General features: G+C 71.1%; 17 protein-coding genes. 5 read left to right on the forward strand and 12 right to left on the reverse strand.

The annotated features are described in order from the left end of the window. Positions 1-26 precede the first annotated feature (26 nt). Both WA670_RS26470 and WA670_RS26475 read left to right on the forward strand, forming a co-directional pair. Positions 27-671, forward strand: a complete 645-nt coding sequence (locus WA670_RS26470) for a GNAT family N-acetyltransferase (protein WP_336159193.1) — start codon at positions 27-29, stop codon at positions 669-671. A gap of 350 nt (positions 672-1,021) precedes the next feature. Continuing rightward, positions 1,022-1,348: a hypothetical protein gene (locus WA670_RS26475; RefSeq protein WP_336159194.1), complete on the forward strand. Its 327-nt coding sequence runs from the start codon at positions 1,022-1,024 to the stop codon at positions 1,346-1,348. Here WA670_RS26475 and WA670_RS26480 read toward each other — a convergent pair. Further along, positions 1,341-1,499, reverse strand: coding sequence for a hypothetical protein (locus WA670_RS26480; protein WP_162836028.1), 159 nt, complete (start codon positions 1,497-1,499; stop codon positions 1,341-1,343). The two genes, WA670_RS26475 and WA670_RS26480, sit on opposite strands and share 8 nt — an antisense overlap. A 17-nt stretch (positions 1,500-1,516) precedes the next feature. On the opposite strand from WA670_RS26480, the gene WA670_RS26485 reads away from it, so the two are divergent. After that, the gene (locus WA670_RS26485) at positions 1,517-2,254 is read left to right on the forward strand and encodes an MBL fold metallo-hydrolase (RefSeq protein ID WP_037809620.1); all 738 of its coding nucleotides are present in this window, start codon (positions 1,517-1,519) and stop codon (positions 2,252-2,254) included. Positions 2,255-2,431: 177 nt separating this feature from the next. Here the strand turns inward: WA670_RS26485 and hisB are convergent, their stop codons facing one another. The 3 genes from hisB to hisD are packed head-to-tail and all read right to left on the reverse strand — an operon-like array spanning position 2,432 to position 5,459. Beyond that, a complete protein-coding gene (gene hisB, locus WA670_RS26490; protein ID WP_037367102.1) occupies positions 2,432-3,031 on the reverse strand; it encodes an imidazoleglycerol-phosphate dehydratase HisB in 600 nt (199 codons plus the stop codon). Then, positions 3,028-4,137, reverse strand: coding sequence for a histidinol-phosphate transaminase (locus WA670_RS26495; protein ID WP_336159195.1), 1,110 nt, complete (start codon positions 4,135-4,137; stop codon positions 3,028-3,030). The genes hisB and WA670_RS26495 overlap by 4 nt, the downstream gene beginning before the upstream one ends. Then, entirely contained in the window at positions 4,134-5,459 is a 1,326-nt protein-coding gene (gene hisD, locus WA670_RS26500; protein ID WP_336159196.1) for a histidinol dehydrogenase, read from the reverse strand. The genes WA670_RS26495 and hisD overlap by 4 nt, the downstream gene beginning before the upstream one ends. 84 nt (positions 5,460-5,543) lie before the next feature. On the opposite strand from hisD, the gene WA670_RS26505 reads away from it, so the two are divergent. Then, positions 5,544-6,338 (forward strand): carbon-nitrogen hydrolase family protein, encoded by a 795-nt coding sequence (locus WA670_RS26505; RefSeq protein WP_336159197.1) that lies wholly within the window; start codon positions 5,544-5,546, stop codon positions 6,336-6,338. 3 nt (positions 6,339-6,341) lie between these two features. Here the strand turns inward: WA670_RS26505 and WA670_RS26510 are convergent, their stop codons facing one another. From WA670_RS26510 to eccB, 4 genes are read right to left on the reverse strand one after another with little or no spacing between them, the layout of a single operon-like run. Next, positions 6,342-7,427 (reverse strand): TIR domain-containing protein, encoded by a 1,086-nt coding sequence (locus WA670_RS26510; RefSeq protein WP_336159198.1) that lies wholly within the window; start codon positions 7,425-7,427, stop codon positions 6,342-6,344. Next, the gene (locus tag WA670_RS26515; protein ID WP_037809611.1) at positions 7,424-8,077 is read right to left on the reverse strand and encodes a response regulator; all 654 of its coding nucleotides are present in this window, start codon (positions 8,075-8,077) and stop codon (positions 7,424-7,426) included. The genes WA670_RS26510 and WA670_RS26515 overlap by 4 nt, the downstream gene beginning before the upstream one ends. Beyond that, positions 8,074-8,745 carry a response regulator transcription factor gene (locus tag WA670_RS26520; RefSeq protein WP_336159234.1) on the reverse strand — a complete coding sequence of 224 codons (672 nt, stop codon included), beginning with the start codon at positions 8,743-8,745 and terminating at the stop codon, positions 8,074-8,076. The genes WA670_RS26515 and WA670_RS26520 overlap by 4 nt, the downstream gene beginning before the upstream one ends. A 38-nt stretch (positions 8,746-8,783) precedes the next feature. Beyond that, positions 8,784-10,190, reverse strand: coding sequence for a type VII secretion protein EccB (gene eccB, locus WA670_RS26525; protein WP_336159199.1), 1,407 nt, complete (start codon positions 10,188-10,190; stop codon positions 8,784-8,786). 152 nt (positions 10,191-10,342) lie between these two features. Here eccB and WA670_RS26530 point away from each other — a divergent pair, with 152 nt between their 5' ends. Further along, a complete protein-coding gene (locus tag WA670_RS26530; RefSeq protein WP_336159200.1) occupies positions 10,343-11,425 on the forward strand; it encodes a type VII secretion protein EccE in 1,083 nt (360 codons plus the stop codon). Between the two features lie 10 nt (positions 11,426-11,435). On the opposite strand, the gene WA670_RS26535 is transcribed toward WA670_RS26530, so the two are convergent. The 4 genes from WA670_RS26535 to WA670_RS26550 are packed head-to-tail and all read right to left on the reverse strand — an operon-like array spanning position 11,436 to position 15,962. After that, positions 11,436-12,365 carry a sugar phosphate isomerase/epimerase family protein gene (locus WA670_RS26535; protein ID WP_134665783.1) on the reverse strand — a complete coding sequence of 310 codons (930 nt, stop codon included), beginning with the start codon at positions 12,363-12,365 and terminating at the stop codon, positions 11,436-11,438. After that, positions 12,362-13,888, reverse strand: a complete 1,527-nt coding sequence (locus tag WA670_RS26540; protein WP_336159201.1) for a GMC oxidoreductase — start codon at positions 13,886-13,888, stop codon at positions 12,362-12,364. The genes WA670_RS26535 and WA670_RS26540 overlap by 4 nt, the downstream gene beginning before the upstream one ends. Beyond that, positions 13,885-14,817 (reverse strand): sugar phosphate isomerase/epimerase family protein, encoded by a 933-nt coding sequence (locus WA670_RS26545; protein WP_336159202.1) that lies wholly within the window; start codon positions 14,815-14,817, stop codon positions 13,885-13,887. The genes WA670_RS26540 and WA670_RS26545 overlap by 4 nt, the downstream gene beginning before the upstream one ends. After that, positions 14,814-15,962 carry a Gfo/Idh/MocA family protein gene (locus WA670_RS26550; protein WP_336159203.1) on the reverse strand — a complete coding sequence of 383 codons (1,149 nt, stop codon included), beginning with the start codon at positions 15,960-15,962 and terminating at the stop codon, positions 14,814-14,816. Before WA670_RS26550 ends, WA670_RS26545 begins: the two co-directional genes overlap by 4 nt. Positions 15,963-16,000 lie beyond the last annotated feature (38 nt).

Below are 16,000 nucleotides of genomic sequence, written 5' to 3' on the forward strand. Positions count from 1 at the left end.
TCGGTGGTGGTTCGTACCCTGGTTTCATGATCGAGGACACGGTACGGACTTGGGTCGCGGGATGGGCGTTGTCACGGCAGACGCCGACGCCGGTCGAGAAGCCATGGGGGCTTTTCGTCGAGGTGCCGGACAATCCCGCGGAAGTGGGCAGGCACGTCCTGCCCGAGGCGGAGGAATCGCTGGTCCGCGCTGCTGCGGGCGCGGTCAGCGAACCTCGGACGTGGCTGAAAACGCCTGCCGAGCCGGAAACGATCGAGCCGTGGATGCCGGATGGCTGGATAGTGGCGTGGGAAGAAACCGGCCACCTGATGGCGACGGATCTGCTGGCGACGAACCCGGTCGCGCCGGAGGGCTACACGGTGACGGTGGAGGTCAGCGGCACCGTCACGTTCCTCCGCGTGCTGGACGCGACGGGCGAGCAGGCAGCGAAGGGCCAGATGGCGACTGTCGGCGACGCGGTTGTTGTGGACCGGGTGGTGACCGAGGAGGCCCACCGGCGCCGCGGACTGGGCGGGTTCGTGATGCGCTCGCTCGCCGACCGCGCGGTCGCGGACGGAGCGGTGCTGGGCGTGCTCGGGGCGACGGATGCGAGGCGGGCGTTGTACGAGACGTTGGGGTGGAAGAAGCACGCGACGCTGGCTGAGTGCATTTATCAGCCGTTGGCGGCCTAGTCGCGGGATGCTTGGGGAGGGCTTTGGTTGACAGGAGTCACGCGCTAGGCGTGGGGAGATTCGCGTTCGTTGCCGGAAAGGCGTGCTTCAGGAGCGGCGTGGGACCGCGCTCGTCGCCGCGAGTTACGCGCTTGCCGTGAGGGGCGTGCGCTAGCTGTGGGAGGCATGCGGTGGGAGGGGAAGTCCGCGTTTCGTTGCTGGGCGGGCGCCACGAGCGACAAGGGCCGCGTTAGCCGTCGCGAACCACGGGCTGCTGTGGAAGGGCTCGCGTTAGCTGCCTGGGCAAGTCTCGGGAGGCGCGAAGGTCCGCATCGATTGCTGGGCGGCACAGGGCAGGTGCGGGCCCGCACTTGCGCGAGAGGGTCCGCGTCGGCGGCCAAGTCCGCATAGGCAAGCAGGCCCGTGTCGGCGAGCAGGTCCACGTCGGCGAGCAAGCCCGCGTCAGCAGCCAAGTCCGCGTCGGCGACCAAGCCCGCGTCGGCGACCAAGCCCGCGTCGGCGACCAAGCCCGCGTCGGCGACCAGGTCCACGTCGGCAAGCAAGCCCGCGTCAGCAGCCAAGTCCGCGTCGGCGACCAAGCCCGCGTCGGCGAGCAGGCCCGCGTCGGCGAGCAGACCCGCGTCAACAGTGCGGGAAGCGTGCGTCGGAAGCGGGAAGATCCCGGAGTGGTCAGCTGACCAGCCAGGCGATGGCCCCGCCGATCGCCAGCACTGCCGCGATGCCCAGCACCACGGCGAAGAACTTCGCGGTCTTCCACAGCGAGTAGACCCCGCCGGCCAGGAAGCCGCCGAGGGCCAGCAGCAGGACCGCGATCAGTTCTTTGCTCACAGGGGTTAGCGTGCCACATGGCTTTCACCGTGACGGTACTGGGCAGCGCGACGCCGTACCCGCGCCCGGACGCTCCGTGCTCCGGGTACCTGGTGCGCCACGAGGACACCGCGATCTGGCTCGACGCCGGGCCCGGCACCCTCGCTGCCCTGCAGGAACACGTCTCGCCGGCCGAGCTGGACGCGATCTGGATCTCGCATCTGCACGCGGACCACGTCGCGGATCTGTTACCGGCGGTGTACGCACTGTTGTTCGCGGATCTCCACCCGCGGCGGCCGATCCCGCTCTACGGCCCGCCGGGGACGGCGGCGCGGATCTCCGCGTTCCTGAGCAACACCGGCCGCGCGCCGATCGAGGAGGCGTTCGCCGTCCGGGAACTCCACGACGGACATCGGACCCAAGTCGGCGGGCTGCGCCTCGAGACGGTGGCCGTGTCGCACGGGTTCCCGGCGTTCGGGGTGCGGATCACTGACGGAGAGCGGACTTTCGCGTACTCCGGGGACACCGGGCCGTGCTCGGCGCTCTCGGAGCTGGCGAAGGGGACGGATCTGTTCCTGTGCGAAGCGGACAGCATCGAGCCGTCCGCGGAACACCTGACTCCGGCGGAAGCGGGCCACGCGGCTGCCGGAGCCGCACGGCTGGTGCTCACGCATCTCGGCCACACGGTCACCGCCCGCGACGCGGTTCGCCTTGCCGCCGAACACTTTCCCGGGCCGGTGGCTTATGCCGCTCCGCGGACGGTGTTCCGCGTGTGAGCGGTCAGAACGAGAACCGAGTGCGCGGTGCCGGTCCGCTGGAGCGAGCTTCCCCGCGAATTACCGACCTGAATATCGCGAGGTCGATTCCCGCTTCTCCTGCTCGATGCGGGCCGCATTCCCGTCGCGGCCACCGTGCGCGGCGTCCAGCAGCAACGCCGCGCACGTTCGTAGCCGTTAAAGCACGCCCTTCGTGGACGGAATCCCCCCGGCGCGCGGGTCCGGTTCCGTGGCCGCCCGCAGTGCCCTCGCCACGGCCTTGTACTCCGCTTCCGCGATGTGGTGCGGGTCGCGGCCGTGGATGACGCGGACGTGCAGGGCGATCTGCGCGTGGAACGCCAGCGAGTCGAAGACGTGCCGGGTCAGGACGAACGGGTAGTTGTTGCCGATCGTGAAGGTGTTGAACTGCTCCGGCTCTCCGACGTGCACGCAGTACGGGCGGCCGGAGACGTCGATCGCGGCGTGGGCGAGGGTTTCGTCCATCGGGATCCACGCGTCGCCGAAACGGCGGATGCCGCTCTTGTCCCCGAGGGCCTGGCGCAGTGCCTGGCCGAGCACGATCGCGGTGTCCTCGACGGTGTGGTGCGCGTCGATGTGGACGTCGCCGGTCGCTTCGACCTTCAGGTCCAGCGAGCCGTGCACGCCGAAGGCGGTGAGCATGTGGTCGTAGAACGGCACGCCGGTGGCGATCTCCACCTGGCCGGTCCCGTCGAGGTCCAGCTGGACCAGGATGGACGATTCCTTGGTGGTGCGCTCCACCTTGCCGACGCGGCTCATCGCTTGACTTCCTTACTCGCTTCGAGGAAAGCGTCGTTCTCTTCCGGGGTGCCGACGGTCACCCGCAGGTGGCCTTCGATGCCCACGTCCCGGATCAGCACGCCGTGGTCCAAATAGGACTGCCAGCTGGCCGGCGCGTCGCTGAACTGTCCGAAGAGGACGAAGTTGGCGTCGCTCGGCACCGGGGTGAATCCCAAGCCCAGCAAGGCTTCCACGACGCGGTCGCGTTCGGCGGAGAGCCGGTGCACCGACGCGAGGGTGGCGTCGGCGTGCCGGAGGGCGGCACGGGCGGCCGCCTGGGTGACCTTGGAAAGGTGGTACGGCAAGCGGACCAGCTGCAGGGCGTCCACGATGGCCGGTGCGGCGGCGAGGTAGCCCAGCCGTCCGCCGGCGAAGGCGAACGCCTTGCTCATCGTGCGCGACACGATCAGCTTCGCCGGGTACTCCGCGATCAGCTCGATCGCGCTGGCCTGCGACGAAAACTCCGCGTACGCCTCGTCCACCACGACGATCCCCGGGGCCGCGTCGAGCACGCCGCGCAGCTGGTCCAGCGGGATCGACCCGCCGGTGGGGTTGTTCGGGCTGGTCACGAAGACGATGTCCGGCTTCCGCTCGGCGACCGCTCGGGCGGCCTGCTCGGTGTCGAGCGAAAAGTCCGCGCGGCGCGGCACCGGCAGCCAGTCGGTACGCGTGCCGGTCGCGATGATCGGGTGCATCGAGTACGACGGCTCGAAGCCCAGCGCGGTGCGGCCGGGGCCGCCGAACGCCTGCAGGATCTGCTGCAGGATCTCGTTCGACCCGTTCGCCGCCCACACGTTCGCCTCGGACAGCACGACCCGGGTGGACACGGTGAGGTAGTCCGCCAGATCGGTGCGCAGCGCCACCGCGTCGCGGTCCGGGTACCGGTGCAGCGACGCGGCTTCGGCGCGCACGGCCTCGGCGACGTCGTCGACCAGTTCGGGCGGCGGCGGGTACGGGTTTTCGTTGGTGTTGAGCCGGATCGGGACGTCCAGCTGCGGCGCGCCGTACGGGGTGCGGCCCCGCAGGTCCTCGCGCAGCGGGAGTTCGGCGAGGGTGACCTCGCCGCCGGGAGTGGCTTCGTTCATCGGCCGTCTCCTTCGAAACGTGCGGTGACGGCTTCGCCGTGCGCGGGCAGGTCTTCGGCGTCCGCGAGCGCGACGACGCGGGGAGCGATCTCGCGCAGGGCGTCCTCCGAGTAGTCCACGACGTGGATCCCCTTCAGGAAGCTCTGCACCGACAGGCCCGAGGAATGCCGCGCGAACCCGCCGGTGGGCAGCACGTGGTTCGAGCCCGCGCAGTAGTCGCCCAGCGAAACCGGGGCGTACGCGCCGACGAAAATCGCTCCGGCGTTGCGCACCCGTGCGGCCACTTCGCGGGCGTTCGCGGTCTGGATTTCCAGGTGCTCGGCGGCATACGCGTCCACGACGCGCAGTCCGTCGTCCACAGTGGACACCAGGATGACGCCGGACTGCTTGCCGCCCAGCGCCTGGCCGACCCGCTCGGAGTGCTTCGTCGCGGGGACGCGGGCGGCCAGTTCCGCCTCGACCGCGTCGGCCAGCTTCTCGGATGTGGTCACCAGGACGCTCGCAGCGAGCGGGTCGTGCTCGGCCTGGCTGATCAGGTCGGCGGCGACGTGCGCCGGGTCGGCCGTCTCGTCGGCGAGGATCGCGATCTCGGTCGGGCCGGCCTCGGAATCGATCCCGATCACGCCGCGGACCAGGCGTTTGGCCGCGGTGAGGAAGATGTTGCCGGGACCGGTGACGATGTCCACCGGGGCCAGTTCGGCGCCGTCGGTGTCGACGCCGCCGTAGGCGACCAGCGCGACCGCCTGCGCGCCGCCGACCGCCCACACCTCGTCCACGCCGAGCAGCGCGGCCGCGGCCAGGATCGTCGGGTGCGGCCGCCCGCCGAACGCGGCCTGCGGCGGCGAGCACACGACCAGCGAGCGCACGCCGGCCAGCTGCGCCGGGACGACGTTCATCACCACGGTCGACGGGTACACCGCCAGCCCGCCCGGCGCGTACAGGCCGACGCGGTCGACCGGCACCCAGCGCTCGGTGACCGTGCCGCCGGGCACGACCTGGGTCGTGACGTCCTGGCGGCGCTGGTCGGAGTGCACCTTCCGGGCGCGCTTGATGGACTCCTCCAGCGCGGCGCGGACCTGCGGGTCCAGCTCGGACAGCGCCTTGGACAGCTCTTCGGCGGGCACCCGGACCGTCCCCGGGCGCACCTTGTCGAACCGCTCGGTGAACTCGAGGACCGCCTCGACCCCGCGGTCCCGCACCGCCTCGACCACCGGCCGGACCTGATGCAGCGCCGCGTCCACGTCGTACTCGGCGCGCGGAAGCGCGGCACGGAGCTCGGCAGCGGAGGGGACCTGCCCGCGCAGGTCGGTGCGGTTCAACATGGACACCAGGGTACGAGGTGGCCCGCGCGCGCCCGGCAGGGATACTCGATGCCGACCCGCTGTCCCCGGACCAGGGAGGCTCGTGTGCCCCGGATCGCGTTGTGCCAGCTCAACTCGGGCGACGCCCCGGAAGAAAACCTGAAAACGGTTCGCTCCGGCGTGGAGGCCGCGGCGGCCGCCGGAGCGCGGGTGGTGGTGTTCCCGGAGGCGACGATGGCCCGCTTCGGCCGCCCGCTCGCCCCGGTCGCGCAGCAGCTGGACGGCCCGTGGGCGTCGGCGGTCGCCGCGATCGCCTCGGAGCACGACGTGCTGGTGATCGCCGGGATGTTCACGCCCGCGGACAACGGGCGGGTGCGGAACACGCTGCTGATCACCGGGCTGGGGCAGCATCTCGGCTACGACAAGATCCACCTGTACGACGCGTTCGGGTTCGCCGAATCGGACACTGTCGCGCCGGGTGCGGAGGTCGTGACGTTCTCCGCGGAGGGGACCGTGTTCGGGGTCGCGACCTGCTACGACCTGCGATTCCCGGAGCTGTTCCGACGCCTGGCCGACGACGGCGCGGACGTGGTGACGGTCCCGGCTTCGTGGGGCGCGGGAGCCGGGAAGCGGGAGCAGTGGGAAGTCCTGGTGCGGGCACGGGCCCTGGACTCGGGCTGCTGGGTGGCGGCTTGCGGGCAGGCCGACCCGGCGGTGACCGGGGTGGAAGTGAATCCGAAGGCGCCGACCGGCATCGGGTACTCGCTGGTGGCGGACGGTTTCGGGCGGGTGGAAGCGCAGGCTGGGGCCGGGGTGGAGATGCTGGTGGTGGATGTGGATCCGGAAGTGGCGGGGAAGGCTCGGACGGCTACTGGGGCGTTGGCCAACCGGCGGCTGTAGGGGTCAGTTCTGCAGGTGGCGCTGGAAGGCTTCGAGCGCCCGGTCGAACTGGGCTGACGCTTCGGGAGCGATTTCCAGCGGAAGCGTCAGCTGGATCGTGACGTCCTCGCCGTTGAGCAGTTGCGCGTGCAGGGGGTCCGCACGGTCGCGGAGCTCGTACACGAAGGATCTCAACCGCTCCACAGGCCGATCCGCGTACCGGGCGAGCGCCGCGAAGACTTCATGCACCTCGTCCGACGGTGTCGCATAGCCGCGGAGCCGGTAGGACCATTCGAGGAATGATCGGTAGACGGCGACGTAGCGGCTCGCCACGTGGATTATTCGCGGGACATCCCCGGCTTCGCCGACAACCCCGAACGCGGCCGTTTGCGCGTCGTCGGAAAGCACCGCGGCGAAGTTCCTGATCACGCTCAGAACTGTCGCGAGTTCTCGCTGTATGGTCGACGGGACCTGGTCGACCGGCACGTAATCGGCCGGATGGGAAAAGCCCATGCGATGATCGAGATAGGCGTCGTGCAACCGCTCGATTCCGCACACCAATTCATACGAAAACAAGAGGTATTCCCAGGCCGCGGGGCGTTCGCCGATCAGCACCGTGGCTTCGTGTTCATTACGGGGGACGTACCCGTTGAAGCCTCCTCTTCCGCCCGCCGCCGCTTCGCTGCCCAATTTCTCGCAGATAGCGCTCGCGATGCCGCTCGTCCCGACGATGTTCCCGTCCAGGTAGCTGATGCTCTCCCGGACACCGTCGAGCCGGGTGGCGTCCAATCGCACCGGGAGCAGATACGGTTCCGGCTGATTGAGCGCCCGCAGCAACACGCTTCGCCGCTCGAATCTCGTCCAGGGTTTCGCCGCGTAGTGCCGGGAAACGAACACCACCGCGTATCGCGCGCGTTCCTCGTAGACTTTCGGCAGGTACTCGACCATCTCCTCGCCCCAGAGGGCGACCTGCTCGTCCTGGTCGTAGAACACCTTGTATCCGGCGTCGACCACCTCCCGGACCACAGCCTCGACGAAAACGCGGTCTTCCCCGGCGAAGGACACCGCGACGTCGTAGTCGTAGGCCCGCGCCGGGTCTCTCGCCGTCAACGCAGCAACCCTTCCCGGATCGCCACCCGCACGAATCCCGCCCTTCGCCGTTCTCCCGTCTTGTCCCGGATCCGGTCCAGATAAGACCGCACCGTCCGGACGCTGATGTCCAGGATCTCCGCGACGTCGACGTCCCGCTCCCCCGCCGCCACCAGGCGCAGGACCTGTTTTTCCCGTTCCGACAGCACGATCTTCGGTCCCGCGTGCCGTTCGTCGCTGTCCTGGATGATCATGCCGGCCAAGGTCGGCGAGACGTACGCGTTGTCCTCCGCGATCGTCCGGATCGCGCGCAGCAGTTCGTCGCCGTCGACGTCCTTCGACAGGAAGCCTTTCGCGCCGGCTTGCATCGCGCCGAGGACCTCGGGCTGTTCCGCGTGCGCGGACACCACGAGCACCTTGTGTCCCATCTGCCCCACCTCGAGCACGGCGGCCGCGTCCTGGACGCCGCGCAGTTTCAGGTCGAGCACGACCACGCTGCCCTTCGGCTGGTCCTGCACCGCGAACCGCGCCACGGAGTCGGCTACCGCGCCCAGTTCGATGTCCGGGGCGTCGTTCAGCACGCGCGCGACCGCGTCCCGGTACAGCGGGTGGTCTTCGATCACCCCGACCTGGATGGGTCCGCTCCGGCGCCGCCCCTCGTCGGCTTTCACGTCACTGTTTCCTTCCCCACCAAGCCGCGGCGGATCGCTTCCTTCACGAGGCCGGGGCGCCGCCGTTCGCCGGTCTTGTCGCGGATCCGGTCGAGGTAGCCGCGCACGGTGCGGACGCCGATGCCGAGGATCCGCGCGATGTCGACGTCCCGTTCGCCCGCCGCGACGAGCCGCAGCACCTGCACTTCGCGCGGCGACAGTTCCATTTCCGGCCGGGTGACCGGGCGGTCGGTGTTGTCCTTGATGATCATTCCGGCGACCACTGCCGACACGTACGCGCCGCCGCCCGCGACCGCGCGGATGGCGATCAGCAACTCGTCGACGTCGACGTCCTTCGACAGGAATCCCTTGGCCCCGGCGGCGATCGCGGCGAGCACCGTCTCCGGCTCGGCTTGCGCCGACACGACCAGCACGTGATGGCCCAGCTCGGCGACCTCGAGCACCGCGGCCGCGCCGGCCACGCCCGGCAGGCCGAGGTCGAGCAGGACGACGCTGCCGGCGGGCTGGCGCGCGACGTGGAAGCGCGCGACCGAATCGACCACCGCGCCCAGTTCGACGTCCGGGGCCTCCATGAGGACGCGTTCCACCGAGCGGCGGTACAGCGGATGGTCTTCGATCACGGCGACCTGGACGCTGCCTGGCACCGCGGATTCGGGGCGGTCCGGCACGTCGCTGGGTCGCTGCGCTGTCGTGGTCACCGGCTCGCTCACCCCGTTCCCGCAGGCTGCCCGGCCGCGGCGGGATCGAGCGCGGGACCGGTCGGCATCAGCGCGAGAAGCCCGCCCGCGACCGGATGCCCGGACCCAGAACCGTAGCCCAGCGACGTGAGCGCCGTCCCGTTCGCCACCGGATATTTTCGCCCCGTGTCCGTGACGAGATAAATGGTTCCCGACCCGGGATCGGTCGCGACCGCGCCGCGCGAGGGCGGGACGTAGACGACATCCGCGACCCGGGCGTCGGTCCGGCTCTGCACCGGCAGCGCGCGGGCGCCGGACGGGACCGGCAGATCCGCCGAGACCGTCACGCGGCCGTTCTGTGCGCACAGGGTCACCGCGCTGCCGGTGATCGGCGCTTTCCCGGGGATCCGGTCCGGGTACGCCGCCGGATCCGCGCCGCCGGAACGGGGTTCGCTCACCTTCTTCACCGAGGCGACGTCCGCGGCGCGCACCCGCGCCGGTTCCGGACGGCCCGAATACGCCGGTTCGTTCGCCGGGGTCGTGACGAGCAGCGCGGCCTCGGTCTGGCCGACGGGTTCGAGGCCGTCCAGGCGGACGAGGTAGTAGGTCGAGGCGGTGGCGGGCCCGGCCATCGGGTCGACGACCGACAGCACCTGGCCGACGCGCGTCTCCTGCGTCCCGACGCGCGGGCCGCGGTTTCCCGCGCCGTCGACGGGGATTTCGCCGAGGTCGCGTCCGGCGGGCACGGTGTCGATCCAGCGCGCGGACACGGTGATCGTCGGGTAGCTGTCGAATTGCAGGGCCGCCGCGGCTTCATCGCTCAGCCGGTACCGGTGGCCGCCCGCGAGCAGGAACCGGCCGCCCTGCGGAACGCGGACGATCACGCCCGAATCGCGCGGCAGCTCGACCCCGGACGCGGCCGGTTCCAGCAGCACGGCGACGAGCGGTTCCGCCGACGCGGGCGCGTCCTGGGTGGTGCGGCTGCAACTGGCCCACGGGGTGGTGATCAGCGTGCTGGGCAAGGAATCCGGCGCGCCGACGATGCCGATCTGGGTGCCGCGCGGGGCCGTGCCGAGCTTCTCGGCGGGCACCGTGACGGTCTCGTGGCCGTTGCCGCCGGCGAGCAGCCGCGCGGACGCGTAGTTGAGCACCGGGTGCACCGCGCCGTCCGCGCCGAGCACGAACCGCGCCCCGCTGTCCTCCTCGACGATCACCTTGCCGCCGGCCAGCCAGTCTTTCCCGCCGGACGGGCTGACCAGGCCGATCACCCCGAACACCGCGGTCACGAGCAGGGCCGCGCCGACGCCGAGCAGCGTGCCGAGCACGAGACGGCGGCTGGGCGACACCGGATGGTTGGCGTCCGCGGCGACGAGCGCGGACACGAGACGGCGGCGCAGGAACTGGTACGCCTGGATCTGGTCCCGCTGCGTCCACACGCTGTCCCGGCCCCCTGGAGATCACATCCGCTTCCCGCGCAGGCTAGACAGCTCTCCGGACGCGCACGAGGGTAATTTTTACGCCCACGCGCCCGCGCGGGGACGCTAGCGTTCGCGGGGCCGGGTCTCCGCCCGGGGAAGAGGGGAATGCGTTGTCCGTGTCCGCGCCGCCTGCCCCGGCTCCTGCCCGCGCCCCCGGGACCGCCGGGATTTCGGGCACCGCGCCGTGGCCGTGGCTGCTGCCGATCCGCCCGTTGCAGGCGGCCGGGTGGGAGATCGCCGCGCTGGCCCTGCTGCTCGCGTTCACCGTGCACGGCCTGGCCCCGCCGATGCGGATCACCATCGCCGCGCTGGCCGGGCTGCTGGTGGTCACGACGTCGGTACGGGTCGCCGGACGGCATTTCGCCGGCTGGGCGTGGACGTGGCTCGCGCATCGGCTGCGTCGCCACGACAGCCGCCGCGACAGCCCGGACGCCCTGCTGCGCATCGCCGGTCCGGTGAAGGTGCGTCAGCACGTCGACCGCGCGGGCAACCGCTTCGGCGTCGCCGAGGTCGACGGCGACTGGAGCGCGATCGTCCGCCTCACGCCCGGCGCCGGGGAACCTTCCACGGACGAACTGCTGGCCATCCTCCGCACGACGTTCCGGAACCCGGACATCCCGCTGGCCGCCGTGCAGTTGCTGACGTGGGCGGTGCCCAGGGATTCGCGGGTGTACCGGGTGCGCTGGCTCGCGGTGCGCTACCGGCCGGAAGACGCGCCGACCGCCGCCCTCGCCCGCGGCGGCGGCGAACTGGGGGCGCTGCGGAGCACGGCGAGCGCGGCGCTGAGCTTGATGGTGGCGCTGGCGGAGGCGGGCTTTCCCTCGACGGTGCTGGAGGCTGGCGAGCTGACCAACGAGCTCCGGGTGGCGCTGGGGGTTTCCGCTGGCAACCCGGAGTCCGACGGGGATTTCTGGCGCGCGTGGCAATGGGGCGGGCTCACGCAGACGTGCTACTCGCCGCGGTCCTCGCGGGGGCTCGCCCGGACGCTCGGGTTGGCGGTGCCGGGGGCGGCGTTTACCGCTACGTCGGCGACCGTGCGGCGGACGCCGGGCGGGCGGGAGAAGCTGGAACTGACCGTCCGGGTGGGAGCGAGGGCGGCGGAAGTGCCTGTGCCGCAGGGGGTTTCGGTAGTGCCGCTGCACGGCGGACACGCCGCCGCAGTACGACGGACCCTGCCGCTCGCCCTCACCTGACAACCCGACCTCACGCGGCAGGGAAGTTGCTCTCCACCCACTTCCAGCTCGCCCGCGCGCTGGCCAGCGGCTCCATCGACGGCCGGTCGACCTCCACGATGATCCAGCCGTCGAACGCGGCGGGCAGTTCGCCCAGGCAGTCGAGCAGCGGCACGCCGCCGAGGCCCGGTTCGAGGAACAGGTTGTCGGTCGAGCGGGTGTAGGGCCCCGGCGAAGCCTGCAGAGCGCGGACCCGGTCGACGTCGAGGTCCTTGATGTGCAGTGCGGCGATCCGGTCGCGGTGTTCGCGCAGCATCCCGCGGACGTCCGCGCCCGCCCAGAACAGGTGTCCGAGGTCGAATCCCGCGCCGAGAACGGAATCCGGGATCCCGGCGAGGACGTGCTCGATCTCCTCCCGCGTTTCGACCCACGAGCCGACGTGGTTGTGGAACGCGGGCCGGATCCCTTCCGCGGTCAGGATTTCCGCGGCTCGGCCGAGGAGGTCGGTGTAGTGCTCCAGCCGGGCCCGGTCGAAGGCGTGTCCGACGCCCGCCGCCTCGTCGAAGCGCGGCATTCCGCCGCCGGTGACCATCTCGGCGGACAGGAAGATCGTGTCGAGGCCGAGGGCGTGCGTTTCGTCGGCGCGGCGGCGCACGCCGTCGAACCAGCGGAATTCCGCCGCGGAACCCGGTTCGAGCGTCACGCCGTGCGATTCCGGCAGCGGGACCTGCAGGTAACCCGGGGCCGCGCGCAGGCCGTTCTCGGCGAGCAATTCGCGGTAGGCCCGGATGGTCTGAGTGGGCAGGACTTCCATCATCACCGCGGAGAACCCGGATTCGGCGGCCTCGCGGAGCACCCGCGGCTGCTTGTCCAGGAAGGCCGGGTCGTCGTACTCCCAGCCCTTGGCCAGGTCCGTCCACTGCAGGGTGTTGATGGCGAACTGGGAACGGTCGAGCGTCATGGCTGCTCCTGCTTCGTCGAAGTCGAAGATGTCCGGCCGAGCACGGCGCGGGCGGCGCGCACGGCGGTCGTCATGCCGGTGAGGGTCGAGTTGCAGACCAGCGCGGTGGGCACGACGCCGTTGCCTGCCACGTAAAGGTTGTCGAAGCCCCACACCCGGCAGTCCGGATCGCAGACGCTCGTGCCGTCGTCGGCGGGCCCCATCCGGACGGTTCCGGTGAAGTGCAGCGAGCATCCCGGGTCGAGCAGCGCCGATTCCGTCGCCGGGTCGAACGAGCCGAGCGCGTCGCCGAGCGCCTGCTGGGTGCGCCGGGCCTGCTCGATGAGTTCGCGGTCGCGCTCGGACCATCCGAAGTGGACAGTGAGACGCGGCATGCCCATCGCGTCGGTCTCCTCGTCGGAGAATTCCAGCCGGTTGTCCGCCTGGATTTCCGTCGGGATGTAGAAGCTCGCGCCGACCTGGTACGCCAGGCGGGTGCCGTCCTCAGCGGTGAACGTCTGCGTGCCGATCTGGGCCTGGAACGGTTGTGCGGCACCGCTGTGCGGCAGCCAGTAGTGCTCGACCATGATCTCGCCGTCGGCCGGCACCGGCAGCGCGGACAGGTCGAATCCGAGCCGCTGGGGGTCGGCGAGTACGCGTCCGGTGAGGAAGGCGTGTTCGTTGAGGTAGCGGCCCAGCGCGGGCGGCCGGATTCCGGAGGCGAACAGCAGCTGAGGGCTGCGCATCGTGTCGGCGCAGACGACGGTGGCGGCGGCCCGGATTTCCCGGGTGACACCGGATCGTACGTCCTGCAGCACGGCACCGCGCACCTCGCCGCCTTCGTGGATCAGCCGGATCGCGCGGGTGCCGGTCAACAGCGTGAAGTTCGGATCCGTTGCGGCGTCGGCGATCGGCGGGAAGATGACGTTGGGCCCGGTGCGGCGAAGCACTCCCTCGGCGTCCCGCTGGGCCGCCATCGGCATCGGCTGGATGCCGCGGCCGGGAGCGTCGACGTCCGCGAACAGCTTCTCGATCGTCGCGGTCACCACCCGGCCCGCTTCGGTGTCCGGGAAGGGGTTTCGGTTGACCCGCAGCAGTTCTCCGGCCCGGTCCAGGTCGTTCCGCCATTCCGCGGAGTCCACAAAGGACGGTATCTCGTCGCCCCACGGCGCGGGGGTCGCGGCGGTCCAGTGGACGCCCATTCCGCCCGCGTTCCAGGCGATCGAGGCGGCGGGCATCTCGGCGGCGTCCTCGCCGAGCGACGTGAGGTGGTACATGCCGGGCTCGACGTCCACGAGCGTGGCGCCGACGTCCGCGGTCGGCGCGACGCCGGTGTAGAAGCCCTGGATGCCGGAGGCGACGCGCTGGTTGTAGCGCTCCCAGGTCTCCGGGTCGGCGACGTCGTGCAGGTGCTGGCCCGGGGTGGGGCCGATCACCGGGCCGCCGTCGGCGATCACGATGCGGATGTCCGGGTCGGCGTCGCGCAGTTCGCGGGCGACGGCGGCGCCCATGAGCCCGCCGCCGACGATGAGCACGTCGTTCACGCTTCCTCCGGGGTTTCGATCACGTGCGGCCGCAGCGTCCGGTGCGCGATCTCGAGACCGCGCGTGACCTTCCCGGGAGTGCCGCCCCAGACCGGGTCCTCGTGCTCGACCGAGAGCGTGCCGTCGAACCCGTGCTCGTGCAGCCGGTCGACGACCTTCGCCCAGTCGACCTGGCCGAGCCCCGGGATCCGGTAGCGCCACCAGCCGGTTTCCCACGGGTCGGTCTTGGCGGTCTTGCCGAAGAAGCCGTAGCGCTGCCGGGCGCGCGGGTCCAACTCGACGTCCTTGGCCTGGGCGTGCAGGATGCGGTCGGCGTACGGGGCGATGGTCTCCACCGGGTCGATGCCGATCCAGGTGAGGTGCGACGGGTCCCAGTTCAGGTACAGGCCGAGGCTGAACATCCACTCCCACAGCTCGGGCGAGTAGGCGAGGTTGCCCGGATAGCCGTCCGGATGCCAGCCCTCCATCACGCAGTTCTCGATGATCAGCCGGACCCCGCGCTCCCCCGCGTACTCGACCAGCGCCGGGAAGACGGTCTCGGCCTCGGCCTGGTTCTCCCGGACCGACTTGCCAGGGTCCCGGCCGACGAACGTGCCGACCAGCCCGACGCCGAGCTCCTGCGCGGCGTCGATCGAAGCCCGCAGATGGGCGTGGATCTCCGCCCGCCGCACCGGATCCGGGTGCAGGTTGTTCTCGTAGTAGGCGAGCGCGGAAATGCCGAGACCGTGGCGCGCCATCAGTTCCCGGGTCCGGTCGGCCTGCTCCGGCCCGAACTCGGCGACCGGCAGGTGGGACGCTTCGAAATCACGGCCGCCGGTCGAGGGCCAGCAGGCCACTTCGAGCGCTTCGTATCCCGCGCCCGCGGCCCACTTCGCGATCCGTTCGAGCTCCCATCCGGGCAGGCACGCGGTCAGCATTCCGAGTTTCATCGTTCCACCTTCGTCCACGATCCGTCGCGGGCCGAGCGCAGCACCGCGTCGACCAGCCGAGCCGAACGCAGCCCGTCCGCGAAACCGGGCAGGCCGTCGGGCACGGCACCGTCCACCGCCGCGTAAGTGTCGGCGACGAACGCTTCGAAACACTGGGCGTACCCCTGCGCGTGCCCGGCGGGAAGCTGCGACAACCTGCGCTGCTCCGGCGAGCCGGTTCCGCTGTCCCGCACGACGATCCGGGACTCGTCCGCGCCGCCGAGCCAGATCGACTCGGGCCGTTCCTGGTCGAAGACCGCGCTGCCGCCCGAGCCGTCGAGTTCGAACCACAGCCGGTTCTTCCGGCCGGCGGCCACCTGGGAGATCGTCGCCGAAGCCAGCACCCCGGTTCCGGTGCGCAGCAGCAACGTCGCCGAATCCTCGGTCCGCACCGGGACCCGTTCCCCCGAACCGGATCCGCCGAAGCTGGGGCCGCCGGAGCCCGGGCGGTCGGGCACGGCGACCGAGGTCGCGGCGGTCAGTTCGGCGAACGGGTCGCCGGTGATCCACTCGACCAGATCGCACCAGTGCGAGCCGATGTCGGCGAACGCCCGCGACGGCCCGCCGGAGTCCGGGAAGACGCGCCAGCCCGAAACGTCCGGGGAGAGCATCCAGTCCTGCAGGTAGCTCCCGTGCACCAGCAGCAGCCGGTCGCCCAGTTCGCCGCTGCGCACGCGGGCCCGCAGTTCGCGGACGATCGGGTGGTAGCGGTAGACGAACGGCACGGTCGCCACGAGCCCGCTCTGCTCGGCGAGGGCGGCCATCCGTCCGGCCTGCTCGACCGAGACGCCCAGCGGCTTCTCGCAGATCACGTGCTTGCCCGCCCGCAGCGCGGCCTCGGCGTATTCGGCGTGCGTGGCGTTGGGCGTGCAGACGTGCACGACCTCGACGCGCTCGTCGTCGAGCACTTCGGCGAGGTCCCGGTATCCGGTGCTGATTCGCCATTGGTCGGCGACCTCGCGGGAACGTTCCGGCGTCGAGGCCAGCACCCCGGTCACCTCCGCGCCCGCCAGCAGCGCGGCCCGGCGGTGCACGGCGGCGATCATCCCCGCACCGAGCACGGCGACGCCTCGCCGGGGTTTCTTCCGGGGGTCCTGCTCCGCCATACGTGTCCTTTCACCTGCGAAGACGTACCTGGGGTCTC

The organism is Amycolatopsis sp. VC5-11 (assembly GCF_037034185.1).
GTDB classification, from domain to species: Bacteria; Actinomycetota; Actinomycetes; order Mycobacteriales; family Pseudonocardiaceae; genus Amycolatopsis; species Amycolatopsis nivea.

Coding starts and splice junctions, on each gene's coding strand:
- WA670_RS26545 (WP_336159202.1), bottom strand. CDS start 14,817: ATGAAACTCGGAATGCTGACCGCGTGCCTGCCCGGATGGGAGCTCGAA.
- WA670_RS26535 (WP_134665783.1), bottom strand. CDS start 12,365: ATGACGCTCGACCGTTCCCAGTTCGCCATCAACACCCTGCAGTGGACG.
- WA670_RS26495 (WP_336159195.1), bottom strand. CDS start 4,137: ATGAACGAAGCCACTCCCGGCGGCGAGGTCACCCTCGCCGAACTCCCG.
- hisD (WP_336159196.1), bottom strand. CDS start 5,459: ATGTTGAACCGCACCGACCTGCGCGGGCAGGTCCCCTCCGCTGCCGAG.
- WA670_RS26470 (WP_336159193.1), top strand. CDS start 27: ATGATCGAGGACACGGTACGGACTTGGGTCGCGGGATGGGCGTTGTCA.
- WA670_RS26550 (WP_336159203.1), bottom strand. CDS start 15,962: ATGGCGGAGCAGGACCCCCGGAAGAAACCCCGGCGAGGCGTCGCCGTG.
- WA670_RS26485 (WP_037809620.1), top strand. CDS start 1,517: ATGGCTTTCACCGTGACGGTACTGGGCAGCGCGACGCCGTACCCGCGC.
- hisB (WP_037367102.1), bottom strand. CDS start 3,031: ATGAGCCGCGTCGGCAAGGTGGAGCGCACCACCAAGGAATCGTCCATC.